Below are 26,019 nucleotides of genomic sequence, written 5' to 3'. Positions count from 1 at the left end.
AACATTAAAAATGCCGCGAAGGCAAACTTTATTTATGCCAACACTTATTGAACTCAACACCTTTAACACGGGAGATGGAAATCTGACGGTATTTGAAAGGCTTATTCCCGGAAATATTAAAAGAGTTTTTTATATCTACGGAACTGGCGAAATGAGCCGGGGGGGGCACCGGCACCACAAAACATGGAATGCACTGATCTGTGTAAAAGGGAGTTGCAGGGTTTATTCCAATGATGGTTTTGAGGAAGAATATTTCGTGCTGGATAACCCTGCTTCCTGTCTCATACTGGAGCCCAAAGACTGGCATGTTATGGATTGTTTCACCGAAGATGCTATACTTCTGGTGTTATCCAATGAATACTATGATGTAGAAGATTACATCGACGAGCCCTACGTGCTACAACACAAACTAGCTTAATGATACCCTTTCTGGATTTGACGCGGGTTAACAAGCCGTATCAGGATGCTATTGAAGAAGCGGCATTGCGCGTGTTGCGGTCTGGCTGGTATATCCTGGGGAAAGAACTCGTCAGTTTTGAAAAAACCTTTGCCGACTACTGTGAAGCTGCACATGCCATTGGCGTTGGCAATGGCCTCGACGCAATCACTCTTATTTTAAAAGCATATAATTTCCCGGCGGGCAGTGAGGTGATTGTACCAGCTAATACATATATCGCATCGGTATTACCTGTAACTTATCTGAATCTCACACCTGTGTTGGTTGAGCCTGACCCGCGCACAATGCTTATTGATAGTGATGAAATTGAAAGGCATATTACCGCCCGGACAAAAGCGATTTTAACGGTTGATCTTTACGGTAAAAGCTGCGAGATGCGGGCGATTACCAAGCTTGCTGAGCGGCATAATCTGAAACTGATCACAGATGCTGCGCAGTCGCATGGAGCAATGTATGACGGCCAGAAAGTTGGAACTCTTGCGGATGCAACCGCCTTTAGTTTTTACCCGACCAAAAACCTGGGGGCGCTGGGTGATGCAGGCGCGGTAACCACAAACGATAAAGCCCTGGCGGAAAAGATCAGATACCTGCGGAATTATGGCTCATTGGAAAGATATAAAAATGATTTTCAGGGTGTTAATAGTCGGTTGGATGAGATTCAGGCTGCCGTTTTATCGGCAAAACTTCCTTATCTGGAAGCGGAAAATAGGCGCCGGAAGGTTATTGCCGCAAGGTACCTGAGCGAAATTGTGCTACCGGATTTAATCCTTCCCCCTTCTGATTCTGTTGAAAGTGATGCATGGCATTTGTTTGTGGTACGGCATAAGCAGCGAAACAAATTCATTACGCATCTGGATGGTTTGGGAATTCAGACCAACGTGCATTACCCTTTACCCGTGCATAAACAAAAAGCGTTTCAATATATGAATGACAGGTGTTTCCCGATCACAGAGGCAATCCACCGGGAAGTAGTCAGCTTACCTCTGAATCCTGTACTTTCTGATGATGAAGTTGAAGAGATAATCAAGGCGGTTAACACATTTGATCCCGGTATATGAGGTTGTCAGTAATAATACCTGTTTATAAAAGTGAGCTGGTCATCGGCCCTTTGGTGGAGCGGCTGCAATCTTCGCTCCGCGAGGTCGATTTTGAAGTGATACTTGTGAATGACGGCAGTCCGGATCGTTCTGAGAAAGTCTGCAAAAATCTGGCGGAGCAGTATGAAAACGTTAGTTTTATATCCTTAAGAAGAAATTACGGAGAGTTTAATGCCGTAATGTGCGGGCTCAACTGGGCCAAGGGCGATTTTTGTGTGATGATTGATGATGATTTTCAGAACCCACCGGATGAAATCATCAAACTGCTTCAGACAGCCGAAAACGGTGAGTATGACGTGGTGTATACCTATTATACCAAAAAGGAACACGCCTCACACCGTAATTTTGGAAGCGGGCTGGTCAACTGGCTCACAACTTACCTGCTCAACAAACCGAAAGATCTTTACCTGTCCAGTTTCAAACTGATCAGAAAGGAAGTGGTCAAGGAAATCATTCATTACAAGGGGCCTTATCCTTACATTGACGGGCTTATTTTCAGGATCACCAAAAACATTGGTACTGTTCAGGTGATGCATAACAAACGCGAAGAGGGCGTCTCCAACTATACCTGGTCCAAGCTCATTTCCCTGTTCCTGAATATTCTGTTCTGTTATTCGTCACTTCCGATCAGGTTATTCATGCCGATCGGCATCTTCCTGTTTGGCTTGGGCTCCGCGTTGCTAACGTTTTGTCTTTTTCAATGGATCATCGGTCCCGACCCCAAAGAGTGGCAGGTAACCACAGCCACTTTTATATTTTTCGGAGGGCTACAATGTACTATGTTGAGTATTTTGGGGGAATATATTGGCAAGAGTTTTATGGCACAAAGCGGACAGCCGCAGTACGTTATAAAATATAACAGTATCGAAAAGCATGATTGATAACCGGGAGGAGTATCAGAGGATGTTTGATGTTGAAAGCAAGCTGTGGTGGTACCAGTTGTTACATCGCAGGGTGCTGAAACACATCAGAAAACAGTTTGCCGGTATATCCACCGTCAAAATCCTGGATGCAGCATGTGGCACCGGGGGATTGCTGATGTTTCTCAAACAGAAGGGATACCAAAATCTTACCGGTTTTGATTACTCTGCGCACGCAGTAGAATTTTCGAAGGAAAGAGGCCTGGATGTGAGTTTTGGAGATTTGCGGAAAGTAAATGATTTTCGTCCAAACGAAACCTTTGACATAATTTCCTGCAATGATGCCCTGTACTTTCTTACGGACCATGAGATAAAGGAAGCACTCACTGCGTTTGGAAAACGGCTGAATCCCGGAGGAAAAGTTATTATTAATATCCATGCTTTTGAGGCATTTTCAGGTACCCATGACCTGGCAGTGGGCAGTAGCAGAAGATTTTCTCTGTCAGATTTTAAGGGTTATACCAAAGAGACCGGTTTCAAAATTACATTCACAACCTATTGGCCATTTGCACTTTCCATCCCCATACTGCTGGTGCGGCAATGGCAGCGTTTTCAGATCCGCAGAAAAAACATACAGGTTTCAGATGTTGATTCCGATGTAAGTTATCCCGGCGATATAGTCAATAACATTCTGCTTGGTATTACCGCAGCAGAGGAGAAAATTTTCAGAAGCGCTCCTTTTGGAAGTTCTCTGTTTATGGTCCTTGAGGCCAACTGATATTCGCCGCCGCACTTGGTATAATGCTTCCTCTTTATTAGCCCTGAAGCTGATCCCTCCCATCAGTCAGTTTCTTCACGCTATGTAACCGTATAATAAGTATCTGCGTTTGCCCTGCGGGAAAAATATCCGTGTTGCTTAATATCGCACAGATTTAAAGTTAAAGGAAACTTAGCGATATTATTAACTAACCAAAATTTCATGAAAACTTCAGTTCTTTTGCGCATTTCATTACTGTTTGTACTTTTTTCAATCAGTTGTAAAGACGATGATCAAGAGGTGATCCAGGAGCCTGACAAGCTTACGGCAACCGATTTTGCAAGCCAGCTGGCTGCACCGCTGGGTATTACTAAAGGCGCCAACAATAATTTGTGGGTTACGGAAATGGGTACCGGAAACAATGATGGGAAGGTATCTATGATCACTCCGGAAGGTAAGGTTTATCCGGCCATCACTGAGTTTACATCTGTGATTAGCCCAGAGGAAGGTACCCCAAGCGGCCTTACCCATCTGACTTACAAGGATGGATCGTTGTATATTCTGCATGGTGTGGACGGTAAATTGTATAAAGCGGATGTATCCTCTTTCAAAGCCGGTGACGCACCGGTGAAGGCTAGTACACTGGTTGGAGAAGAAATCGGGAAGTTTGTCCTGGCCCATAATTTCACAGTGGATAAAGACGAAACGAATCTGTTTAACCTTACCTGGGGAACAGACGGGGATTTGTTTATAACCGACGCTGCAGCCAATGCGGTTATCCGCCGTAAGTCTGATGGCACCTTGAGCATATTTGCCGAAATTCCTCCATTTACCAACCCGGGCCAGGTAGGAGGGCCTATGATTGACTTTGTGCCAACAGGGATTGCTTATGACGGTTCTAAGTTTTTTGTAACTTCTCTGACCGGCTTCCCTTTTATAGAAGGCAAAGCGTCCGTTCAGCAATTGGATAACACAGGGAAGTTATCTGTTTACAAAGAGGGTTACACCGCATTGGTTGATGTGGTACTGACACCGGGCAATAAGCCGCTGGTACTTCAGTTTGCGAAATTTGTACTTCCCGACGGTTTTGCGCCCAATAGCGGTAAAATTTCCAATGAAGGAGGTACACTCATGATTGACGGCCTAATGATGCCAACAGACATCGAAAGAGTGGGTGATAAAACGTATTATGCCGTATCTATGGCACTTGGAAAAGTTACCAAACTGACCTACTGAGCCTGCCCATTCCATATACCAGGCTTTTGGAAAGAACGAAGCTCTTTGCGGGGTTTCGTTCTTTTCATATTATATGGAGGATAATATCCACGGAAGTAAAAAATTATAACCGGATAATAAATTTTGTTTGCAGATCTTCATGCAATTTATTAAACTACAATCTCTTAAATCGGTTACCGGCCGGAAGCTGGAATATGTGATACTTTACCTTATGATAGGAATAGTTTCTGATTCCCATAAGGTGAAGTAAGAATCAGGTCACACTTAAAACCGCCTGAATGCCGGATCGATATTTAGAACCTCATACCAAACCTAGCTAAAAATGATACCGGGTGAATGGTGTTCGTTCACCTGGTACTCTCTCCCTGTTCCAAAAGTGACGCATATTCATTCGAAAAACGTGAAAGAATTGTCGTAACGCACTGTTACTTATGGATTTGAGCTGGTATAACTGGCAAATGAGTCCTGGAATCATTAACAAACCAAAAGCATGAAAAGATTTTTTACGTTTCTATTTGTTTTGGCAGTACTCGCCGACTCATTCGGGCAATTGCCGGTACCCGCCGACTTCCCGGGTAAAGATTTCCATCGTGAAAGGCGGGAAGCAATGCGAAGGCTAATGCCTTCCAACTCAGTGGTGGCGGTGTTTTCTTATCCTCAGAGAAATTTTTCCAACGATACGGACTATAAATACCACGCTAATCCGGATCTGTACTACTTCACCGGATATACCGAACCAAGTGCGGTACTGCTCCTTTTTAAGGAAGCTCAGCAGGATTCTGCTGGAAAGGCATATTCCGAATTATTTTTTGTTCAGCAAAGAAACCCTGCCAGAGAGCAGTGGACAGGAAAAAGGCTGGGTGTTGAGGGGGTGAAAGAGACGCTTGGTTTTTCAGATGTTTATAATTCGACGGACCTTGGTCGTTACCTGCCTGACCTTGCGAAGTTTGATAAAATCATTTTTGAATTTCCACAGGATCTTGCAGATAAAATCGGGCAAACGGACGATGCTTTTGACCTGGTTAAAATTTTTAGAAAAAAAGCGGCAATACCGGATGATTATGACGCCGAAGTACTTGCCGAGATCGCCTCGCTTTTGGAGTACCCGGGGGCGACAAGTCCGGAAGTTCTGCCCAATCTCATCCGATACTATACAAGTATTGCAGGAAGTAGTGAACGGCATCAGCAAAACAGTTTTGCCCAAAGACTTTTAAATGTAAAGCAGCCTGCTGAATTAAGTACCCTGATGGAAGACATCAGGTCGCTGAAATGGAATACTTCCTTTTACAGGTTATATACCAGCCAGCTGAGGCAGATAAAAACGACGGAGGAAATTCGTCTCATGAAAAAGGCCATTGATATTTCGGCACTGGCGCACAATGAAGCGATGAAAGCGGTTAAACCGGGTATGTCGGAACTGGAACTACAGGGGATTCAGGAATTTATTCATAAAAAGCTCGGGGCAGAGTATGTGGGATACCCCTCCATTGTAGGCGCAGGGGCAAATGGCTGTGTTTTACATTATGTTGAAAACAATGCTACGGAAGTAGGCAACAGGCTGGTTTTGATGGACATCGGGGCAGAATACCATGGTTACACAGCGGATGTAACACGTACATTTCCTGCCAGCGGAAAGTTTACCAGTGAACAGAAACAGATTTACGATATCGTTTACCAGGCGCAGGAAGCAGTGTTTAAGATCTGTAAAGAGGGCACAACTTTTAAGGAAATAGAAGAGACGGCCCGGAAAGTGGTAGGGCAGGGCCTGGTGAAATTGGGTATCATCAAAAGCGAAACCGAAAATAGGCTGTATTATCCGCACGGATGCTCACACTTTCTGGGATTGGATGTACACGATAAGGGTATCTATAAAGGCTTGCTGGAGAACATGATCATCACGGTAGAGCCGGGGATATACATTCCCGAAGGCAGTGATTGCGATAAAAAGTGGTGGGGAATTGCGGTCAGGATTGAAGATGATGTGCTGATAGGTAAACAAAAGGGTGAAATATTATCGTTACTGGCGCCCAGAAGTACCGAGGAGGTGGAAAAAATGGCGGCGCAAAGGAGCTTCGTGGATCAAATGGTTATTGATATTAAAAAATAATAGAAGGTATAAAGACTGTATCTGAGGCCTCCTTCAAGGTAAGAGAAAAAGGTGTGTTGACCTTGGAAAGCAACGCCTGCCGGTTATCAGATTTTTCCTGCGGGCTCCGTTTTGGGTTTGATCAGGAAACTTCCGAGCAGCATTCCTCCCAGGCTGGAAAGCAGGCCATAAATCAACGAGGGGTATTCAGTTCCGACAAAGCTGCAGAGCAGCCACACAGCCAGCCCCGATGTCATGGAAATGAGGCTTCCTGCCTGGCTTGCCCTCTTCCAATATACGCCGGCTGCCAGCGGAACAAATAACGAAACCAGGCTGAATGCGGATGACTCTGCTACGAGGTCAAAAATACTTTCGCTTGTAGTGGCCATGTAGATACAGCTCAGGGTGATAACCAGGATACCTATACGGATGATATTCAACAGCTGTTTATCGGAAAGATCCGGACGGAAAAACTTTACAATGTTTTCGCCCAGTACCGTGGCCGGGGCCATAATGGCACTACTTGTGGTACTCAGTATAGCAGAAACGAGTGCGCCAAAAAACAGAATCTGAATGGGAAGACTTGTGTGCAGAAGAATCATGTTAGGGATAATCATTTGCCCCTGCTTTGCCATTTCCGGGTAGAGCTTTGTTCCGGTGTAACCAATGAATATGGGGAGTAGCGCTACGGTGAAATAGAGTACAGATGATAGTAAAGTCGCCTTCACTGATACCGAGGCCGATTTTGCTGACATCACCCTCTGGAATACATCCTGCTGGGGGATGGATCCAAGGCCAATGGTGATCCATGCAGCAAAATAGGCTACATAACTTTTAAAGTCGGGTGGCGGGAGGAAACGGAAAAAATCTGGTGGAGTATCTTTTGTCAGAATTTTAAGGTCATCAATTTTCAGGTAAAGTGAAATAGAAACGATCAACAGACCGAGGATGATCATAACGGTTTGAACGAAATCAGTAATGGAAATAGACCACATACCACCCCATATCGTATACAATACCACTACAACCGAGCTGAGCAGGATACAGCTTACAATGCTCCAGCCCAGTAAAACCTTTAATACAATGCCCATTGCGAGCAATTGGGCAGCTATCCAGCTGAAGTAGGAGGGAATGATGAGCATCGCCGAAAGCAGCTCCGCCGAACGTCCGAAGCGTATTTTGAAAAAATCACAAAACGTGATGATATTCATGCTGTATAACCGCCTCGCAAAAAAAATGCCTACTAGAAAAAGGCACAAGGCGGCACCAAAAGGATCTTCGATAATCCCCTGCATCCCCTTTTCAATGAACTCAGTGGGGGCTCCCATAACGGTTTCTGAACCGAACCAGGTTGCAAAAGTAGCAGAGGCTGCCAGAAAAAGCGGTAAACTCCTGCCTGCCAGTACAAAATCTGAGGTAGTGGATATCCTTCGGGACGCCCAGAATCCTACACCCAGATTTATCAGCAGGTACGCGATGATGGAAAATGCCAGCATTAACGAAAGATCAAGGGTTGTATTTGGAATAACTTTCGGGCAAAAATCAGCTACCCTTTGTTTGTGTATAAAAAATATTAAAGTTTCTTGAATTATTTATATTTGCAATAGCGCCTATATCTTAATCTCCATTTTACCAGTCTGTCAATGAGTAATCTCTGGTTGTATGGACGTTGTTGAATGAAAGCCGGGTGCTAAATCAAATCTATAACTGCAGGTTTTCAGATATCTTCATTTTCGACTATCCAGTCAGCGGTGGCAGCGATGGTTCTCATTTCCCACAGCAGCGTTGGATTTACTTCCGTACCAAGCCATTCTTCCAGTTCGGAAGTGATATTTACCATTAAAAGTGAATCAAGGCGGTAGACGGCAATTTCAGTTTCAATGTTGATGGTTTCTGGATCCACCTGCGCATAATGTGCTATGCGAGCGGCCAACCAGTTAGCAATTTCAAGCGAAGACTTTTTCATTAGATTAATTAATAAATTGGTAAATATGTATCATGTAATGTAAACATGTGAAAGTAGAAGTATATTTCCTATACCGTAAGAAATATCTCTTCCTGCTCATTTTTGTTAAGACGCAAATATCTCACGGGCTTTCAGCCTCTGAATTTTTCCACTCGATGTTTTCGGAAGTTTCCCTGTCTGAATCAGCATGATTTCGTGCGGAATAAGTCCAAAGGCTATTCCAACCTGATGAGCGATTTTTAGTTTGATATTCTCAAATTCATCGGAATTCTGACTGGTTCTTCGTACTTCACTCACTATCATCAAGGCCTCTCCCTGATCGGTTTCAACAGAGAATGCGGCGGTGGCGTTCGGCTGAATTTCCTCATGACTTTGTGAAACTACTTCCTCTATATCCTGCGGATAATAATTGACGCCCCGGATGATGATGAGCTCTTTGAGCCGGCCGGTTATAAAAAGTCTTCCTTCTGACATAAAACCCAGATCCCCCGTTCTTAGAAAGGGGCCCTCACCGGAATCGGTATAGGCACCGAAAATTTCTTTGGTGGCGGCTGGGTTGTTCCAGTAGCCCTGCGCAATGCTATCCCCTGTGGCCCAGATTTCCCCGTTTTCTGATTCTTTTACAATGATTTTGGTTTCGGGATTTACAATTACCACCTCCGTTTTTTCTACCAGAGGGCCGCAGCCTACGATTTTTTTCGTTGTGTCATTTGCAATGGTTTTGTACTCCACTGGTCTTCCCGGGAAATCCAGGCTTATCGCGAGCGTGGCTTCTGCAAGTCCATAAGCGGGAACAAGCGACCCGGCGTTGAAACCGGTTGGTTTCATGGTTTCGGCAAACTGCTCCAGGCTGGAAGCTCTGATTGGCTCGGCGCCAACATAGAGCACTTTTAACGAACTGAGATCCAGTTGAGACAGCTGATCCTGCGGAATACGCGCAACGCAGTGATCTATGCCAAATCCAGGCCCTCCTGTAAATCCGGCTTTGTAACGGCTTATGGTGCCCAGCCACAGATATGGTTTTCCGATAAAGAAAAGCGGAGGAATGACCATTCCCGTCCCGCCGGTATACAAGGGCGACAGGAGCCCGTCGACCAGCCCCATGTCATGGTAGTGCGGCAGCCAGGTAACGGAGGTATCATCCGCAGTACGGCCAAACCAGATGTTGATTGCGTTCAGATTGGCCATCAGGTTGGCATGGCTTATCATTACCCCTTTGGGCAGGCTCGTTGAACCGGAAGTGTACTGCAGGTAGGCTGGCAGGTTCTCATTAATACTGATTTCCTCGGTTTCATGAACCGGGAAAACAGGGTTCAGATTTTCAGTGAAAAGCCAGTCTATCTCATAATCGCCCAGTGTTTTTGAGGCGCTGGTCTGCCTTTGGAAAAGCATTTTATGAGTTTTCTGATTGGTAATAATTCCTGAGGCATCGCAGTCCCTGATGATGTTCAGTACCCGGGTAATACCCGATTCCGAAAAGCCGATAGGGCATGGAACAGCCACAAGTCCGGCATGCAGGCAGGCTAGAAATGTTTTGATGAAAGATGATTCGGTGGGCAAAAGTATGATTACCCTTGCTGTGGCAGTGTAACGTTCACGTAGCTGAGGAGCCAGAGAAGAGACCTCTTCCCACAATTGTTTGTAAGTCACCTGTTCAGAGAGCGTTTCCTCCTTACTTACATAACCGTAAACAATTTTATCCGGATACTTGTCTGCGTAATTTTTTAGTTTGTCGAGTATGAACATGTTTGTAAAAATATAAAAAAATGATTCAATTAGAGTATCAGAGTTACAAAGAGAGCATCTTAGTTATAACAAAGTCGATTTTATAATGACCATCCGAAGATTTGTCCTATTATTTTTTATTTGCTGCTGTTCCTGTGCCGCAATTGCCCAGCAAAAAGCCAATAATCCTGAGCGCGTGAAATGGTTTCAGGACCTGGGTTTTGGCATGTTTATCCATTGGAATGTTGATGTTAGCCTGGGGGCGGTGATCAGCCATTCGCTGGCAGGAGCTTCTGATGAATACGTTGCCCGATATGTAAAGGAACTGCCCTCATTTTTTAATCCCAAGAAGTTTGATCCGGAAGAGTGGGCGACGCTTGCGCGCCTGGCGGGGATGAAATATGTTGTTTTTACAACCAAGCACCATTCCGGCTTTTGTATGTTTGATACAAAGTCCACTTCCTTTAATGTCATGAATACTCCCTTTAAAAGAGACGTAACAAAGGAAATTGTTGATGCGTTCAGGAAGCAGGGGATAGCCGTGGGGCTGTATTTCTCTCCAGAGGATTTTTTGTTTTTTAGTCAGAATAACATCCCTTTGGGCCGTCTGCAGGACCCAAGGCAATACCCCATGAATAATCCAAAACTGATGGATTATGACAAGCAGCAGATCAAAGAACTGCTGACAAATTACGGTAAAATTGATATCATGTTTTTTGATGGCCCCGGTGACGGTTTACGTGAGTACGCATGGAGCCTTCAGTCCGACCTGGTCATCACGCGGGATGCCATGAATACTCCTGAGCAGAACATCCCCGACCAGGCTCTGCCAAGGCCGTGGGAAGCCTGTTATACAATGGGTACCGACTGGCAGTATAAGCCTACAAACGATCCGCACAAATCCGGCACTGAAATTATCAACATGCTGATTGAGATCAGGGCAAAGGGCGGGAATTTTTTGCTGAACGTGGGACCCAAACCTAACGGGGAAATACAGATTGAGCAGGAAAGCCTGTTACGTGAGATTGCGCTTTGGAATTTTGCCAATAGCGAGTCTATTTATGCTGTGAAGCCGCTGCCGCTGATACGTGACAAGAATATCTGGTTCACACAGTCTAACGACGAGAAGTATATCTATGCCTACGTCACCAGAAAGGAACCCGAAGAGTGGAAGTACGGCCAGCGGAGAGATTTTCTGTTTCCGCTGATTGAGGGGAATGCCAGGACGAAGGTGAGTATCCTGGGTTATAAAAGTGAACTGGTGGAATATGTCAATCATTTTGACGCTTCTGTAAAAATTGCCCCGACTCCGCTTGGACTGGCCGTAAGCGCTGTGAATGGCCAACGATTTTACACCAACAGGAGATGGCCCAATGCAGTGGTGCTGAAGATAGAAAATGCCAAATTTAAGCCACCGGTAAAAGATAAGACATCGCAGTCGGGAATTGACGGTGCCAAATAAATAAGGTAAAATAATAAACGGCCCGGAAATGCTTAGCGCGTTCCGGGCCGTTTGGATTTATTGTGTGGGATTATCTTGGTCCGCGGGTTCTCTCACTCCGTCCGTATTGCCGGTTGTTATTTTTTCTGAAATGCCGGTCATCATGTCTGCTGGACCTGTATCTGTCTGCATGAATAACTCTTCTTGGCGGTGGAGATGGCCGTACCACTACCACCCTTGGCGGCGGCGGAGCTACGTAATATCTGTGTCCATGCCCATAGCGGTATCCATAGTCGGCATCACGGTAGTAGGTACTGTGTACGCAGGATGATAAAGCAATTGCCGCAACCAGCACTCCTGCAATTCCTGTTATGATTCGATTCTTCCCCATGGCATATTCTGGTTTGTTTCAATAATCAAAACGAAAGCTATACAAGAATAGTGCCCCGGCAGCAGGGGGTGATAGGGGAGTTTGGAGGAGAAATTAAATAGTTATCCACATATCGTTGATAACTATTTCGTGTTAATTGATTAATATGCAGTAAATTAACATTTTGTCCACATTAATCCACACTAAGAATGTGGATAAGATGTGGACAAATGTTAATGATGTTAATCAGGCTTCCACATCATAGATCAGCACCTTTTCCCACAGGTGTGAACAGGTTTCTACAAACTTTTTATGGAGCTCATGGACCTGATAAATATCATGTGCTGCCTCGTCTTCAAAAATCAGGATTTCGGCAAAATCATAAGTTGCATCAATCACAGGACGGCGGGTTGCTGCAGCAGTACCAATATATACTGTTTGTATGGATTCAATTCCTTCCAGTGTTTTGAGGCCGGCGAGAAGCGCTTGTTTCGCTTCTTCGTTATCTTTTTCCTTTAACCAGAAAAATACATTATGAATGAACATAGTAATTGTTAGATATAAATGATTAATTATTGACTTGTTTCGGGTATCTGCTGCTCCATGATATTTACGGGCGGGTCGATATTGGCTTTTTCAAGTTTGAAAGAAAACGTTGTTCCCTTGTCAGGCTTGGACATAACAGCTATTTTGGTATCATGTGCATTGATGATATGTTTCACAATCGCCAGGCCAAGTCCTGTTCCGCCGCGTTCTTTTGAGCGGCTTTTATCCACTCTGTAAAACCTTTCGAATATACGGTTAATATGCTCCTGAGGTATTCCCGGACCGTTATCTCTGACTGAAATTTCGATATTTTTCTTGCTTTCATCGAAATGGACAATCACCTTTCCGCCTTCGTTCCCATATTTAATGGCATTTTCGATAAGGTTCAGCATTACCTGCTCTATGCGATCCTGATCGGCCATCACCCAGGCTTTGGTATTATCGGGTTTTACGCGCAGCGTCACATTGCGGTCAGCGGCAATATTTTCCAGCCGACCGAAGATATTAAGCGTCATGAGGTGGAGATCTACCGGTGCAAAGTTCATCTTTATATCTCCGGTTTCCATTTGTGACAGTACCAAAAGATCTTTTACGAGTACATCAAGACTGTCCAGATTTTTGGCAGCTTTCCTTAGAAAACGTTCCCGGACCGACTCATCTTCCATTGCACCGTCCAGCAGGGTATGGATAAACCCCTGGGCTGCGAAAATGGGTGTTTTAAATTCGTGTGAAACGTCGGCAAGGAATTCTCTCCGGAAAAGTTCCAGTTTCTTCAGTTCATCGATTTCCTTCTGCTTTTTGGAAACGTACACAAATATTTCGTCGTTGATCGTTTTAAGCGGATTTGATTCCTTGATCAACCGTTTTCGCGGTGCCATATTAAAATCCTTCATTTTTAACTTGTGTATGGTACGGTACATTTTATTGACTTCCCTGAAAACCAGGATATCAACCGTATACAGGACAAGGAAAAAGGATGAGATGAAACTGGCGCTGGCCGAAACAAAGAGCATTCCGGTACTTACCCCCTCCACAAATGCCAGAAAAGAGGTGGTGATCAGGGAGATTAGTAGTGCCAGTATGAGGGCTATAAAACGTGGGCTGAGAGACATGGGTGTCGTTTGTACTTGCGATAATCCGATCTTTTTCACCAGACTGATAAACAGCTGGAACCGGGTTAATTTTAACTCAAAATTAGCACATCGCAGGCAGGAAATAAACCTGGTAACATTTTCTTAATACAGATGGGCTGATACGGTTAAAAATTAAAGAAGGAGCAGGGGTGGTTTTCTCCTTCTTTAATAAGCAGGATCAGAATCCTCCGCGGTACTTGTAGGTGCTGGCTACTTTGTCAATGGCAACAATGTATGCCGCAATGCGAAGTGATACCTTATGCTTAAGGGATGTTTCATATACCTTGTCAAATGAATCCTTCATGATCCGGTCGGTGCGGCGGTTCACCCTTTCCAGCGTCCATTTGTACCCGATCCTGTTTTGAACCCATTCAAAGTAAGACACCGTCACACCCCCGGCATTGGCCAGAATGTCCGGCACAACCATGATGCCCTTCTCATTAATGATGTGGTCGGCTTTTGCAGAGGTTGGGCCGTTGGCACCTTCCACAATCATCCGCGCCTGAATACCTTCCACATTCTTGCGGGTGATTACATCTTCCTTGGCGGCTGGTACCAGCACGTCCACCGGGATCGTAAAAATCTCGTCCCCGGAAATCCGCTCCGCTCCCGCAAAGCCCTCCAGTGAGCCTTCGTGCTGGTCGCGGTATGCAATGGCGGCATCCACGTCGATACCTTTGTCATTATGATAAGCACCGGAAATGTCGCTTATGGCATGAATGGCAACGCCCCGTTCCCGCAATAGTGCCGCGGCATGCGAGCCAACATTTCCGAAGCCCTGTACCACCGCAGAAGCACGGTAAGGATTGATCCTCAGCTTTTCCATACCAGCCAGGGCCGATACCATCACCCCGCGGCCGGTAGCCTCCGTTCTGCCGAGCGATCCGCCCAAAACCAAGGGTTTGCCCGTAACAACCGCTGGTATTGTCATCCCTTTTGACTTGGAGTATTCGTCCATCAGCCAGGCCATTTCTCTGGGGCCGGTACCCATGTCGGGCGCAGGAATATCCTGGTCCGGGCCGAAAACATCCAGCATGGCCGTAGTATAGGCACGCATCAGCCGTTCGATTTCCCCGGCAGACATTTCACGAGGGTTACAGGCCACACCCCCTTTTGCGCCTCCGTAGGGAATATCCACAACGGCGCACTTCCAGGTCATCCAGGCAGCCAGGGCACGTACTTCATCCAGGCTTACTTCGGGATCAAAACGGATACCTCCCTTGCTGGGCCCCAGTATGGTGGAGTGAATAACCCTGTAACCCTCAAAAGTTTTTATTTCTCCTGAGTCCATGGTGACGGGAAGGCCCACAATAACCTGCTTGCGGGGAACTTTCAGGATGTGGTACATCTCTTCCGAAATGCCAAGAATTTCCACTGCTTTATCGAAACGCTGCATCATTGACTCCAAAGGATTTTCCTTATCCTTAATGGGCGCCGGTTCTATATAGGACATTGTTAATTATCTGATATTAAGATTGTTAATGAAAACGTTAATTATTATAGCGTAAACATACGGTATTTGTTCTTATAAAAGCAAAAATCTAGTTTATCTTGAAATAGTAACAAAAATACCTTTGGTAGATTGTTCTACGCAACCCGTGATCTCTGAAATGATATATTGTACCTTGCCAATTCACCAAATAAAACAGAGGATTCTCTTGCTGGTTTAAAATGAAAAAAATTAAGCCGTATGGGCAGGTGTACGCATTCATCCTGCGGACCCCGGAAATTCATTTCTGGTGTTCTATAGTTGAGTGTTTCGGCATGCCACAACTTTATTTAAGGTTCACAACCTATTTTTGAATTTTGTTGGAATGCAGTGTCAGGATCGAATTCTATTTAATCTCTATCAAATAAAAATATGCCATAAATCCCGAGGTTACCAGCTGGCACGCATATATCTGGCGATGGGCACTTTGTTATTTCAAATTTTATGTAGCCATTAATTCTGATTATATTCGACTCACATATATAAAAAGCATGCGGCCCTACCTGAACTTCTCCGATGATGAGTTGAATTCCTTGCTTTTGCAAGGTTCAGAGGCGGCATTTGACGAAATTTACAACAGGTACTGGAAAAGGCTCTACAACGAAGCGTTCAGAAGGTTGCATGATTCCGAGCTTAGTGAAGAAGTTGTTCAGGATATTTTTATTGACCTTTGGGCGTCAAGGGACCGCAAGGAAATCGGTCACCTGCAATCATATCTAATGACAGCGGTCCGTTATCAGGTTTTTATGATTTACAATAAAAACAAGAAACTGCCCTACTTTGAAGAACCGTTGGATTACATTCAATGCCCGGAAGGTGCGGATTCAGGCTGTTTTGAAAAGGATCTGATTGCTGCGGTACAGTTGTGGTTAAGCCATCAGCCTGAGAAGCGCCGTGAGATCTTCCGGTTGCGTTATCTGGAGCAAATGTCCACCCGCGAAATCAGCGAAGAACTTAAAATCTCCCAGAAAACGGTTCAGAATCAGCTTAATGGGTCGCAAAGCAGCTTGAGATCTTCGATCTCAAAATTATTGACGGTTTTCCTGATTTTCCTCTTTCAATAACGGGTACCTCAGCCCCCCGGGTATTTCCGGTATAGCTCCTGTTTCAGGCGAATGACGTTGGGTTAAATCGTACGTTTATCCTGCTATTTGCTGGATGGACAGTACCAGCCGCGTTTGAAAAATAAAAAAATGACTGGTCGGATAGGAGATTTTCCCGGATTTATATACTGTATAATTAAAGCATGTAATTCGGGGCTGATATGAACAAAGAGGAATTCAGGATTCTGGTGAATAAGTACCTTTCGGGGGCTGCCACTGCGGAGGAAACCCGGGCGGTGGAATACTATTACCAGCTTTTTCAGGACGAACCTGATGTAACCGGCCAGTTGGACAAAGAATATCTTTCATCACTGGAAAACAGGATGAAAAATCGTATTTGGCAACGGCTGGAGGCAAAAGAAAAGACTCCCGTAACTTTTCTCTCAGCATGGTATTTCAAAGCAGCTGCTGTTTTTATCGGCCTTACTGCCCTCATGGGCGGGCTTTATTTTTTACGAGGGAATTTCAGTTCGAAAGATCAATCGGTAGCGGTGGCAGCGGGGCAGGCAAACAATGCCAACCGTTTCATCACACTGCCGGATGGCAGTACGGTTTTGCTTCATGGGAAAAGCACGCTGACTTATAGCAAAGATTTTAATTTAAACAGGCGCGAAGTGACTTTGTCGGGTGAGGCCTATTTCGATGTGGTGCATCTCGCATCGGGTGAAGGGGGGGATAAGCCTTTTGTGATCAAAACGGGAAATGTAAAAACCACTGTTCTGGGTACTGCATTCAATATTCAGGCATGGGAGGGGCAGAAGGAAGTTGTGGTTACGGTCAACCGCGGGAAGGTAAAGGTTGAAAATGATCAAAAACTCCTGGCTATCCTGACTGAAAATAAACAGATTGTTTTTAATACGGATACACAGCTTTCCGGTGCTAAAATCGTGGAAGCCAACAAGACAGTTGCCTGGGCGCAGACCGACATGACTTTTGATGCACGACCTTTTGGTGAATTGGCCGAACAGCTTGGAAAGCGCTATGGCGTTAAAATAGGGTTCAAAAATCCATTGCTGAAGCAATGCACCATCACCGGGCGTTTTTCCGGTACAGAGACCATTGAGGAAGTATTCAGGATTTTGTCGGCCACAAGCAATACCACATATACTTTCAACGGCGATGAGTTGCTGATTGACGGAGAAAAATGCCACTAACACTACCGAACAATATGACCTTTGACAACCAAAATTGCGGCAGGGCGCCGTGATGCAGCCATTTTGAAACAAAAAAACTCCCCGGCCTTGGACAGCGATGAGGAGTTCTTGTTCAAAAAATCAAAACCAACTTTTTAAACATAACAAAAGTATGCAAAAAATTTTAGCTTTTGCGAGCTGGGTATTCCCTATTTCCTGGCAGGTCAGGGTACGGGCTAGTTTTCTCCATCTTATGAAAATCAGCTTTTATTGTTGCACCATTATTCTGGTTACTGCCCAGCTCCTGTGGGCGAATGTCAGCGACGCGCAGGACATCAGGCAGAGCCATGTTACAATCGAACTTAAAAACGTTTCGCTCAAGGAAGCTCTTGAAAAACTTCAGAGCGAATCAGGCTATAATATTTTTTATCTCTCTCCCAAAATAGCGCCGTATAGAGGTATCAGTTTAAAAAGAGAGACCAGAACTATTCACAAAACTTTGGAATTGATACTGGCTAATACCCGTTTCGATTTTCGTCAGGAGGGGAAAACGATCATTCTGAGAGACAGGCTGCCACCCGTTCAGGAGATCCCCGTACTTCGACCACCGGTGAGTGGGAAAGTGACAGATGAAAATGGCGAACCTTTGCCTGGCGTCAGTGTGGTCCTGAAAGGTTCGACTCAGGGAACAACGACCAACACGGATGGGAATTTTCAGATAGCCATAACGGATGAGTCCAGTGTGCTCATATTCAGTTTTGTAGGTTATCAGAGCCAGGAAATAATACCTGGCAACAGGGGGATGCTCGAAGTCATTTTAAAGGCCGACACCAAGGCATTACAAGAAGTAGTTGTGGTGGGCTACGGAACGCAGAAGAAGGCAACTATTACAGGTTCCATCAGCTCGGTTGAGGGAAAAACGCTTCAGCAGGTTCCTGCACTGAATATTACCAATTCCCTGGCCGGGCGTCTTCCGGGCCTTGTTGCTGTAACACGTTCAGGAGAGCCAGGCAATGATGGTACCACTTTACGGATCAGGGGCTCAAATACCTTAGGTAACAATTCACCGCTCATTGTCATTGACGGTATTGCCAACCGTACCATGGAGGGGCTTAATCCAACTGATATTGAGAGTCTTACAATTTTGAAGGATGCTTCCGCAGCTATTTATGGCGCGCAAGCGGCTAACGGCGTTATCCTGATCACTACCAAACGGGGTGTAGATGGAAAACCCAAGGTAAATGTAACATTCAACCAGGCTTGGAGTAAACCAACCGTCATTCCGAAGACTGCCGATGCCGCCACCTATGGCCAGATGCTGAATGAAATCAGCCTGTACCGCGACCGGCAACCCATTTATACGGCCGACGAACTTCAGAAATTCCGTGATGGTTCCGACCCGCTCCGATACCCGAATACCGACTGGTTCAAGAGTGTTTTTAAGCCCTCTTCGCAGCAGCGTATTGCCAATGTGTCCGTAAGGGGAGGCTCAGAAAGTATCCGATATTTTGTATCGGCAGGGTATAAGTACCAGGATGCCATTTACAGGCATTCCGCAACGAATTATTCACAGGCAGATTTCCGCGTTAACCTTGACGGCAAGCTCAGTAACTATGTGAGTTTAGGCGTGGACCTGGCAGGCAGGCAGGAGGATAGAAATTATCCCAGCGCTTCTGTAGGTACTATTTTTAATACGCTTTTTAAGAGCAAGCCTACCATGATTGCCTACTGGCCCAACGGTCTTCCAGGGCCCGACATTGAGCGAGGGGAAAATCCAGTGGTACTGGTCACAGATGACACGGGATATAACAAGTCAAAGTCGTATATCATGCAGAGTAATGTACGGTTGAACATTACCAATCCATGGATAAAGGGATTGTCGCTGACAACGAATGTCTCATTTGATAAAACTTTCATTAATGGGAAAGTCTGGCAGACACCCTGGTATCTCTATACATGGGATGGACAGACCGTCGATGCCCAAAACCAGCCCGTTTTGGTGAGAGGGCAGCGCGGATATTCGGAGCCCAGACTTACGCAGAACACCATGAATACGAACCGTTCAACGCTTAACGCACTACTCAATTACGAAAAGCAGATCGGCAGCGCGCATCACATCAATATACTGGCGGGTGTTGAGAGAATGGAAGGTGATACGTCAACCTTTGCTGCATACCGACGCTACTTCATCACTGCGTCGGTGGATCAGCTTTATGCCGGCGGCGACCAGGAAAAAAACAACAGCGGATCGGCATCGGAAAGCGCAAGGAAAAATTATTTTGGGCGTGTCAATTACAACTTTCATGGAAGATATCTGGCCGAATTCGTGTTCCGATATGATGGATCCTACATTTTTCCCGAATCAAAGCGATATGGCTTTTTCCCCGGCCTTTCCCTGGGCTGGCAAGTGAGCGAGGAAAAATTCTGGAAGGAAAAGATCAAGCTGATCAACTACCTGAAAGTGCGGGGATCGTGGGGCAAACTGGGCAATGACCGTATTACACCTTATCAGTATCTGTCCAGCTATGGTTTCGGAACAAATTATGTTTTCAATGAAGATGTAGAAAATAAAACACTGCCTGAACTCCGCATAGCCAATCCCAATGTAACCTGGGAGGTTGCCAATCAGTCAAACGTGGGTGTGGAAGGGGAACTGCTGAATGGGGCATTTAGGTTTTCGGCTGACTATTTTTACAATTTTCGCAATAATATTTTATGGTACAGAAATGCATCTGTGCCAACCAGCTCGGGGCTCACCCTTCCCCGTGAAAATATAGGGGAGGTAATCAACCAGGGTTTTGAGTTTGAGCTGGGTTATAACCAAAAAGCAGGAGATTTTGAATATGGAATATCCCTCAACGGGAGTCATCAGAAAAATAGGATACACTTCTGGGACGAAACCCCAGGTGTGCCCGAATACCAGCGATCTACCGGGCATCCGATGAACTCTGCTTTGTACTATCAGGCCATTGGCATTTTTAAAGACCAGGCTGCGGTGGACAACTATCCGCACTGGGCCAATGCAAGAGCGGGAGACATTATCTTTAAAGATGTCAACGGAGACGGAGAGATCAACGGGCAGGATATGGTCAGAAGTGATAAGACTGACCTCCCGACTTTCACCGGTGGACTGAGCTTGAATTTGCGCTACAAAGCATTTTATGCTGATATTCTTTTCCAGGGTGCTGCGGGTGCGGCAAGGCCCTATTTTACAAACTCGGGCAACTTTGGCAACTTTCTGGCAGAGGATGCCGACGGACGGTGGACAGCGGAGAACCCTGATGCCAGTAAACCGAGGACATGGAGCACCACAGAGGAATATTGGGCCAAAATCAACAATACCTATTGGGTTCGGAATAACGACTACGTCAGGCTTAAAAACGTGGTGATCGGTTATCAGGTTTCGCCCCTGATTACCCGCAAACTGGGGTTGGCCAGCATGCGTATTTACGCTAGTGGCGCCAACCTGCTGACCATCGACAAGCTCAAGAGCTTTGATCCTGAGACCACCGGCTTCTCGTATCCATCCAACAAACTTTTCAATCTGGGTATTGATATTAATTTCTAGCTATATGAACACAATTAGAAATTTCCACAAACTCGTTTTTCTGCTGTTATTCCTGCTGGTGTCATGCCAGGACGATCTGCTAGAAACCAAACCATTAAGCGAATTTACTGAAATTGACACCTGGAATGATCCGGCGCTGATCGAGGCATTTATAAACAGCATTTATTTAAGCGTTGACAATTCTTTTAATGGTGGTGACGGTATTCTCAAAGGACAGTTCGTAGATGAAATGCATGACCAATGGTACAGCTTTTTCGAATTTAATAATAGCTTGCTGACTTCCGACAACCTAGCCGGTTGGAACCATGAAGAATGGACAAAGCTTTACAAAAGCGTACGCTACTGCAATCTCTTTCTTGAAAAGGACGCACAGCAACAGCTTGATGCAGCTTTTGCTGCCGATAAAGCACTAAAGGACCGCATGAGCGGAGAAGTGTATTTTTTGCGGGCATATTTCTACCAGCAACTTGTGAGCTTATACGGAGGTGTTCCCATTGTGACCAAAGTGTATGGGCTGAGCGATGATCTGGAGATCAAACGAAGCACGTATGCAGAATGCATCCAGTTCATTGTCGGTGATCTGGATAAGGCAGCCTCACTTTTGCCTATGGTACAGTCTGGCGACGATCTGGGCAGGGTTACCAAGGGGGCGGCATTGGCGCTGAAGGCTCGGGTGTTGTTGTATGCGGCTAGTTATCTGCACAACAAACCTGTGGCGGCAGGTTTTACAAATCCTGAACTTTTGGGGTATGTGGACGGAAATCAAAACGCCAGGTGGCAGGCAGCCAAAGATGCAGCAAAGGCAGTGATTGACTTGGGAGCTTATGGCCTCTACAAACCTTTGCCATCTTCCAAAGAAGACGCCATCCAGAACCTGACGAATATGTTTATCGTCAAACAAACGGAGGAAGATATTTTTGTCAGGTTTTTTAGGCCGGAAACAAGACAGAACAATCTGTCCCAGGTAGCAGGACCAAATGGCTACCACCTTTATGGTGAAGATACCCCGTCTGGTGAGCTGGTAGACGACTTTGAAATGGCCGACGGTACCAGGTTCAGTTGGACCAATCCAGCCCACGCTGCTCAGCCTTACTTAAATCGGGATCCGCGCTTTTATGCCGATATATTGTACAATGGTGCCACATGGAAACCCCGCCCCCCGGACGTTTTGCCACTGGAACCGGAAGGGGTAATACAGACCGGCTCATGGGAAAAATGGGATGCAGCGAAAGGCGCGGTCGTTATTGTCCCAGGTTTGGATACCCGAAACAGCCCTATTGAAAACTTCAATGCGGGATACACAGGTTATTACCTGCGGAAGCTGATCGATCCTGCCATTGATGGGCAATATTCGGGGCAGGGGGTACCGTTACGCTACATCCGTTTCGGAGAAGTGCTTCTGAATTATGCAGAGGCCTGCATAGAGCTAAACCAGGACGAAGAGGCCAGGAAATATATTAATATGATCCGGAAAAGGGCTGCTATGCCTGCTGTCACCGAGTCAGGTGCGGCGCTTAAAGCACGCTATCGGAATGAGCGACGCATTGAGCTGGCTATCGAAGATCACCGATTTTATGATGTCAGAAGGTGGCTCATCGCTCCTGAATCCTACGTTGCTTTTACCGGTGTCAATATTGTCTACAAGCTCAATCCAGACAAAACCACTGCCACCATTCCGACGATCAAGCCGATCGTGGTTCAAAAAAGTGCCTGGAATGACAAAGCTTACTTCTTCCCGATTATGCGGGACGAGATCAACAAAAACAAATTATTGATCCAAAATCCGGGATACTGAAACCAATAACTCATACTAAATCTAACAATACCGAGGAATGAAAAAAAATGGCAGAGTGGCTAATTTCAGGTCTATAAAGATAAATTCCTATATGCGTTTCAGCGGATATGTGCTTTCCTGCTTGGCAATGGTGCTGCTCAGCTCGTCCTCCATCAGAAGATCGGCAAAGCTTGCCGATAACATCCATGTGCCGGAGGGGTATACAGTGGAAGTTGTTGCCGATTCCAGCCTGGTAGCATACCCTATGTTTGGTTATACGGATGAAACAGGCCGGTTGTTCCTCTTTGAGTCCACCGGCAATGTATACGACAAGACGCGGGACGCGCTGACCGATCCCAAATTCAGAGTAAATCTGCTGGAGGATAAAAACGGTGATGGCGTGTATGACAAAAGCACAATTTTTGCCGATAAAGTCGGTTTCCCCCAGGGTGGTTATTTTTACAAAGGTAGCCTGTATGTATCGTCAGCCCCTGACCTGCTGAAGCTGACCGATCTGGATGGTGATGGTGTCAGTGATAAAAGGGAGGTGATGCTGTCGGGCTGGGCATTAAATGTCAACGCCAATAGTCTGATCGGTCCGTTTATGGCACCGGATGGCTGGTTTTATCTCACGAGCGCCATCAATGGGTTTGACGTAACAACTAAGGAAGGTAAGCGACTCCGTGGTGAAACCTCCAGGATTTGGCGGGTAAAGCCTGACGGAACACAGCTCCAGTGGGTATCGGCAGGAGGTATGAACAATCCGGTTGAGCTGACCTTCACCGAGGCGTCTGAGCCCATAGGTACTGAAACATATTTTACTGACCCCAAAGCCGGGCAGCGGGATGCATTGGTCTACTGGACAGAAGGCGGTGTTTATCCAAAACCCAATAAGAACATTGACCGCGATAGCCTGGTGCGCACAGGCGAGCTAATGCCGGTGGTTTCCAAATATTCCCGGGTTGCTCCGTCGGGTCTGGGTCGTTACCGGAGCAATGCTTTCGGGGATGATTTTAAAGGCAATCTTTTTAGCGCTCAATTTAATACGCATCGTATTTTGCGGCACAAGTTGTTCCGGGATGGTGCTTCTTTCCGAACGGAGGACGAGATTTTCATGTGGACCGATAAGGAAGATTATCACCCTACCGATGTGCTGGAAGATGCAGACGGTAGCCTGTTGGTTGTTGAAACAGGGGGCTGGTTTATCAAAGGTTGTCCTTTGTCGCAAGTCTCCAAACCCGAATTGAAGGGGGCCATTTACCGGATACGAAAAAATGGTGTGCCAAAACCCAAAGACCCATACGGAAATAGCATTCACTGGGCTTCGCTGGGTGTAACTGGCCTTGTGACATATCTGGCAGATGCACGCCCGTATGTGGCAGACCGGGCAGTTCAGTGGATTGTAGAACGGGGCGATGAGGCAGTGGGGCCATTAGTAACTATGCTGCAAAGGTCTGCTGTTGCCGATGTACGTACAAAGGCTGTTTTTACGCTTGCGAGGATTGGAACAGAAGCGGCTATGGCGGGTGTGCGTTTGGGGCTGAACGATGCGGACCTGCAGGTACGTATTGCCGCGTCCCGCTCCGCAGGACTTGCCAAAGATTCCAAAGCAGTTGCCAGGCTGATGGCACTGGTGCAGAAAAATGAACCTGCTGTGGTCAGGCAGGCTGCTACGGCATTAGGGCAGATTGGTGCGCCGGCTGCTGTGCCCGCTTTGATTGCGGCTTCGGCCAAGGCTTCGGATCCTTTCGTCCGTCATGCGGTCATTTACGCGCTGATTATGCTGAATCGCCCGGAACAGCTTCAGAAAGGATTGGTCGATCCTTCACCCAAAGTACAAGAAGCGGTAATGATTGCCCTTGATCAGATGCCCGGCAAACCGTTGCGTGCTGCCCAGGTGATTCCTCTGTTGTCTGCGAAAAACGCGGGCCTCCAGCACACGGCATTGTGGGTGGCATCACACCATCCCGAGTGGTCTAAAGATATCCGGATTTTTCTGGCGAGGCGCTTGAAAAAGGGAGCGCTTACAGATGGTGAAAAAGATTCTTTCCGGGATATACTGGTTGCACTGCGAACAGATCCCGCGATTCAGGAATTTATTTCAGAACAGGTAGCCAACGCACCCAAGGACCAGAAGCTGTTTCTGTTACAAGTGATGGGGGCAAGCCTGACGAAGACGGTACCTCAGCTATGGGTTGATCGGATCGCTCAACTGCTGTTAACAGGTGAAAGTACCGAGGTTAAAGCTGCTGCATTGGAACTTGTGCGGCTTGGGGGTATTAAATCGCTTGTCACAATCCTGCAACAGGTTGCTGATAATGATAAAAATACGGACGAACTGCGTATGGAAGCGATAGCCATTTTGCTGGAAACCTCACCTAAGTTGTCCAAAAAGGACTTCGCCTATCTTTACGGCCGTTTGGAAGGTAACAATGATGCACCAGTACGTTTGCAGTCTGCTTCGGTTCTATCCCAGGCGGAGCTTTCGGAAGATCAGCTATACAAAGTTGCCACCGATTACCTGCCCCGGGCAGATGCTTTTATCCTGCCGCGCCTGGTTGGTATTTTTAAAGGCAGGCATTCTGCTCAGATCGGCTTTGCGCTGGCAACAACCCTCATGAATTCGACCACGCTGGATAGCTTTACCGGCGCCAGCCTGCAAGCCATTTTCGAAAACTATCCTGATGAAGTTAAACCAGTGGCGAAAGAATTGCTGCAGAAGCTCAATCTTGTACAGGCCGACAGGCTGAAATACCTTCAGTCGCTGGAAAGCCAGATCAAAAAGGGTAACCTGGAAAAAGGACGCCAGCTTTTCTTTAGCAAAGCAATCTGCTGGGGGTGCCACACAATTGGTGGGGAAGGCGGAAAACTAGGACCTGACCTGACCTCCATTCAAAAGGATCGCTCAGCCCATGACTTGCTGGAAGCCATTATTTATCCAAATGCAAGTTTCGTACGGGAGTATGAGACTTATCAGTTTAAAACCAAAAGCAACGAATATGCAGGTGTGATTCAGGAACAGTCTCCTGAGGCGGTGTTGCTCAAAACGGGCCCGAACACCACGGTTCGTATTCCCAGAAAGGATATAATCGAAACCAAGGTAACCGACGTGTCGATGATGCCACAGGGCTTGGATAAGCTGCTGTCCGTCCAGGAAATGGCCGACCTGATGGCCTTTTTGATGGGGCAGGATCAGGATCCCAGTAAAGACAAGGCTTATTTACGCTAGATTTTTTAAGCCATTCGGTAAAAATAAATTTCCATGCTGGTCAATATAT

The 26,019-nt window shown here is 46.2% G+C and carries 19 protein-coding genes; 12 read left to right on the top strand and 7 right to left on the bottom strand.

All coding sequences use genetic code 11. The features are described 5' to 3' along the window. The first annotated feature begins 34 nt into the window (after positions 1-34). The 6 genes from KOE27_RS20285 (at position 35) to KOE27_RS20260 (ending at position 6,514) form a co-directional block, all read left to right on the top strand. On the top strand, positions 35-418 hold the full coding sequence (locus KOE27_RS20285; protein WP_215240626.1) for a sugar 3,4-ketoisomerase: 384 nt from the start codon (positions 35-37) through the stop codon (positions 416-418). Next, the gene (locus tag KOE27_RS20280) at positions 418-1,515 is read left to right on the top strand and encodes a DegT/DnrJ/EryC1/StrS family aminotransferase (protein ID WP_215240625.1); all 1,098 of its coding nucleotides are present in this window, start codon (positions 418-420) and stop codon (positions 1,513-1,515) included. The genes KOE27_RS20285 and KOE27_RS20280 overlap by 1 nt, the downstream gene beginning before the upstream one ends. Next, a complete protein-coding gene (locus tag KOE27_RS20275) occupies positions 1,512-2,435 on the top strand; it encodes a glycosyltransferase family 2 protein (RefSeq protein WP_215240624.1) in 924 nt (307 codons plus the stop codon). Before KOE27_RS20280 ends, KOE27_RS20275 begins: the two co-directional genes overlap by 4 nt. Continuing rightward, positions 2,428-3,192, top strand: a complete 765-nt coding sequence (locus KOE27_RS20270) for a class I SAM-dependent methyltransferase (protein WP_215240623.1) — start codon at positions 2,428-2,430, stop codon at positions 3,190-3,192. The genes KOE27_RS20275 and KOE27_RS20270 overlap by 8 nt, the downstream gene beginning before the upstream one ends. 201 nt (positions 3,193-3,393) lie before the next feature. Then, the gene (locus KOE27_RS20265; protein WP_215240622.1) at positions 3,394-4,407 is read left to right on the top strand and encodes a ScyD/ScyE family protein; all 1,014 of its coding nucleotides are present in this window, start codon (positions 3,394-3,396) and stop codon (positions 4,405-4,407) included. Between the two features lie 490 nt (positions 4,408-4,897). Continuing rightward, on the top strand, positions 4,898-6,514 hold the full coding sequence (locus KOE27_RS20260; RefSeq protein ID WP_215240621.1) for an aminopeptidase P family protein: 1,617 nt from the start codon (positions 4,898-4,900) through the stop codon (positions 6,512-6,514). Positions 6,515-6,600: 86 nt separating this feature from the next. On the opposite strand, the gene KOE27_RS20255 is transcribed toward KOE27_RS20260, so the two are convergent. The 3 genes from KOE27_RS20255 to KOE27_RS20245 all read right to left on the bottom strand — a co-directional run bounded on the left by KOE27_RS20255 (position 6,601) and on the right by KOE27_RS20245 (position 10,205). After that, complete coding sequence (locus tag KOE27_RS20255; RefSeq protein ID WP_215240620.1) at positions 6,601-7,989, bottom strand: sodium:solute symporter family protein; 1,389 nt, start codon at positions 7,987-7,989, stop codon at positions 6,601-6,603. A gap of 221 nt (positions 7,990-8,210) precedes the next feature. Continuing rightward, a complete protein-coding gene (locus tag KOE27_RS20250) occupies positions 8,211-8,459 on the bottom strand; it encodes an acyl carrier protein (protein WP_215240619.1) in 249 nt (82 codons plus the stop codon). Between the two features lie 105 nt (positions 8,460-8,564). Then, positions 8,565-10,205, bottom strand: a complete 1,641-nt coding sequence (locus tag KOE27_RS20245) for a fatty acyl-AMP ligase (protein ID WP_215240618.1) — start codon at positions 10,203-10,205, stop codon at positions 8,565-8,567. An 85-nt stretch (positions 10,206-10,290) separates the two neighbouring features. Between KOE27_RS20245 and KOE27_RS20240 the strand changes: the two genes are divergently transcribed. Continuing rightward, positions 10,291-11,646 carry an alpha-L-fucosidase gene (locus KOE27_RS20240; RefSeq protein ID WP_215240617.1) on the top strand — a complete coding sequence of 452 codons (1,356 nt, stop codon included), beginning with the start codon at positions 10,291-10,293 and terminating at the stop codon, positions 11,644-11,646. A gap of 70 nt (positions 11,647-11,716) precedes the next feature. On the opposite strand, the gene KOE27_RS20235 is transcribed toward KOE27_RS20240, so the two are convergent. The 4 genes from KOE27_RS20235 to KOE27_RS20220 form a co-directional block, all read right to left on the bottom strand. After that, complete coding sequence (locus KOE27_RS20235; RefSeq protein WP_215240616.1) at positions 11,717-12,016, bottom strand: hypothetical protein; 300 nt, start codon at positions 12,014-12,016, stop codon at positions 11,717-11,719. Positions 12,017-12,241: 225 nt separating this feature from the next. Next, entirely contained in the window at positions 12,242-12,541 is a 300-nt protein-coding gene (locus KOE27_RS20230; protein ID WP_215240615.1) for a Dabb family protein, read from the bottom strand. A 26-nt stretch (positions 12,542-12,567) separates the two neighbouring features. Further along, positions 12,568-13,653 carry a sensor histidine kinase gene (locus KOE27_RS20225; RefSeq protein WP_215240614.1) on the bottom strand — a complete coding sequence of 362 codons (1,086 nt, stop codon included), beginning with the start codon at positions 13,651-13,653 and terminating at the stop codon, positions 12,568-12,570. Positions 13,654-13,852: 199 nt separating this feature from the next. After that, positions 13,853-15,127 carry a Glu/Leu/Phe/Val family dehydrogenase gene (locus tag KOE27_RS20220; RefSeq protein ID WP_215240613.1) on the bottom strand — a complete coding sequence of 425 codons (1,275 nt, stop codon included), beginning with the start codon at positions 15,125-15,127 and terminating at the stop codon, positions 13,853-13,855. Between the two features lie 527 nt (positions 15,128-15,654). On the opposite strand from KOE27_RS20220, the gene KOE27_RS20215 reads away from it, so the two are divergent. The 5 genes from KOE27_RS20215 to KOE27_RS20195 all read left to right on the top strand — a co-directional run bounded on the left by KOE27_RS20215 (position 15,655) and on the right by KOE27_RS20195 (position 25,970). After that, positions 15,655-16,227, top strand: coding sequence for an RNA polymerase sigma factor (locus tag KOE27_RS20215; protein ID WP_215240612.1), 573 nt, complete (start codon positions 15,655-15,657; stop codon positions 16,225-16,227). A gap of 200 nt (positions 16,228-16,427) precedes the next feature. Then, positions 16,428-17,420, top strand: coding sequence for a FecR family protein (locus KOE27_RS20210; protein WP_215240611.1), 993 nt, complete (start codon positions 16,428-16,430; stop codon positions 17,418-17,420). A 151-nt stretch (positions 17,421-17,571) separates the two neighbouring features. Next, positions 17,572-20,967, top strand: coding sequence for a SusC/RagA family TonB-linked outer membrane protein (locus KOE27_RS20205; protein WP_229252850.1), 3,396 nt, complete (start codon positions 17,572-17,574; stop codon positions 20,965-20,967). Between the two features lie 4 nt (positions 20,968-20,971). Further along, positions 20,972-22,762, top strand: a complete 1,791-nt coding sequence (locus tag KOE27_RS20200) for a RagB/SusD family nutrient uptake outer membrane protein (protein ID WP_215240610.1) — start codon at positions 20,972-20,974, stop codon at positions 22,760-22,762. A 37-nt stretch (positions 22,763-22,799) separates the two neighbouring features. Beyond that, a complete protein-coding gene (locus tag KOE27_RS20195; RefSeq protein ID WP_215240609.1) occupies positions 22,800-25,970 on the top strand; it encodes a PVC-type heme-binding CxxCH protein in 3,171 nt (1,056 codons plus the stop codon). Positions 25,971-26,019 lie beyond the last annotated feature (49 nt).

Source organism: Dyadobacter sp. CECT 9275 (assembly GCF_907164905.1).
GTDB classification, from domain to species: Bacteria; Bacteroidota; Bacteroidia; order Cytophagales; family Spirosomataceae; genus Dyadobacter; species Dyadobacter helix.
This window is presented reverse-complemented; position numbering and strand designations above follow the sequence as displayed.

Bases quoted from the DNA above. Each gene is read 5' to 3' on its own strand.
- KOE27_RS20280 (WP_215240625.1), top strand. From the start codon at position 418: ATGATACCCTTTCTGGATTTGACGCGGGTTAACAAGCCGTATCAGGAT.
- KOE27_RS20200 (WP_215240610.1), top strand. From the start codon at position 20,972: ATGAACACAATTAGAAATTTCCACAAACTCGTTTTTCTGCTGTTATTC.
- KOE27_RS20270 (WP_215240623.1), top strand. From the start codon at position 2,428: ATGATTGATAACCGGGAGGAGTATCAGAGGATGTTTGATGTTGAAAGC.
- KOE27_RS20250 (WP_215240619.1), bottom strand. From the start codon at position 8,459: ATGAAAAAGTCTTCGCTTGAAATTGCTAACTGGTTGGCCGCTCGCATA.
- KOE27_RS20225 (WP_215240614.1), bottom strand. From the start codon at position 13,653: ATGTCTCTCAGCCCACGTTTTATAGCCCTCATACTGGCACTACTAATC.
- KOE27_RS20255 (WP_215240620.1), bottom strand. From the start codon at position 7,989: ATGCTGGCATTTTCCATCATCGCGTACCTGCTGATAAATCTGGGTGTA.
- KOE27_RS20210 (WP_215240611.1), top strand. From the start codon at position 16,428: ATGAACAAAGAGGAATTCAGGATTCTGGTGAATAAGTACCTTTCGGGG.
- KOE27_RS20220 (WP_215240613.1), bottom strand. From the start codon at position 15,127: ATGTCCTATATAGAACCGGCGCCCATTAAGGATAAGGAAAATCCTTTG.
- KOE27_RS20240 (WP_215240617.1), top strand. From the start codon at position 10,291: ATGACCATCCGAAGATTTGTCCTATTATTTTTTATTTGCTGCTGTTCC.
- KOE27_RS20230 (WP_215240615.1), bottom strand. From the start codon at position 12,541: ATGTTCATTCATAATGTATTTTTCTGGTTAAAGGAAAAAGATAACGAA.
- KOE27_RS20235 (WP_215240616.1), bottom strand. From the start codon at position 12,016: ATGGGGAAGAATCGAATCATAACAGGAATTGCAGGAGTGCTGGTTGCG.
- KOE27_RS20195 (WP_215240609.1), top strand. From the start codon at position 22,800: ATGAAAAAAAATGGCAGAGTGGCTAATTTCAGGTCTATAAAGATAAAT.
- KOE27_RS20205 (WP_229252850.1), top strand. From the start codon at position 17,572: ATGCAAAAAATTTTAGCTTTTGCGAGCTGGGTATTCCCTATTTCCTGG.
- KOE27_RS20285 (WP_215240626.1), top strand. From the start codon at position 35: ATGCCAACACTTATTGAACTCAACACCTTTAACACGGGAGATGGAAAT.
- KOE27_RS20245 (WP_215240618.1), bottom strand. From the start codon at position 10,205: ATGTTCATACTCGACAAACTAAAAAATTACGCAGACAAGTATCCGGAT.
- KOE27_RS20215 (WP_215240612.1), top strand. From the start codon at position 15,655: ATGCGGCCCTACCTGAACTTCTCCGATGATGAGTTGAATTCCTTGCTT.
- KOE27_RS20260 (WP_215240621.1), top strand. From the start codon at position 4,898: ATGAAAAGATTTTTTACGTTTCTATTTGTTTTGGCAGTACTCGCCGAC.
- KOE27_RS20275 (WP_215240624.1), top strand. From the start codon at position 1,512: ATGAGGTTGTCAGTAATAATACCTGTTTATAAAAGTGAGCTGGTCATC.
- KOE27_RS20265 (WP_215240622.1), top strand. From the start codon at position 3,394: ATGAAAACTTCAGTTCTTTTGCGCATTTCATTACTGTTTGTACTTTTT.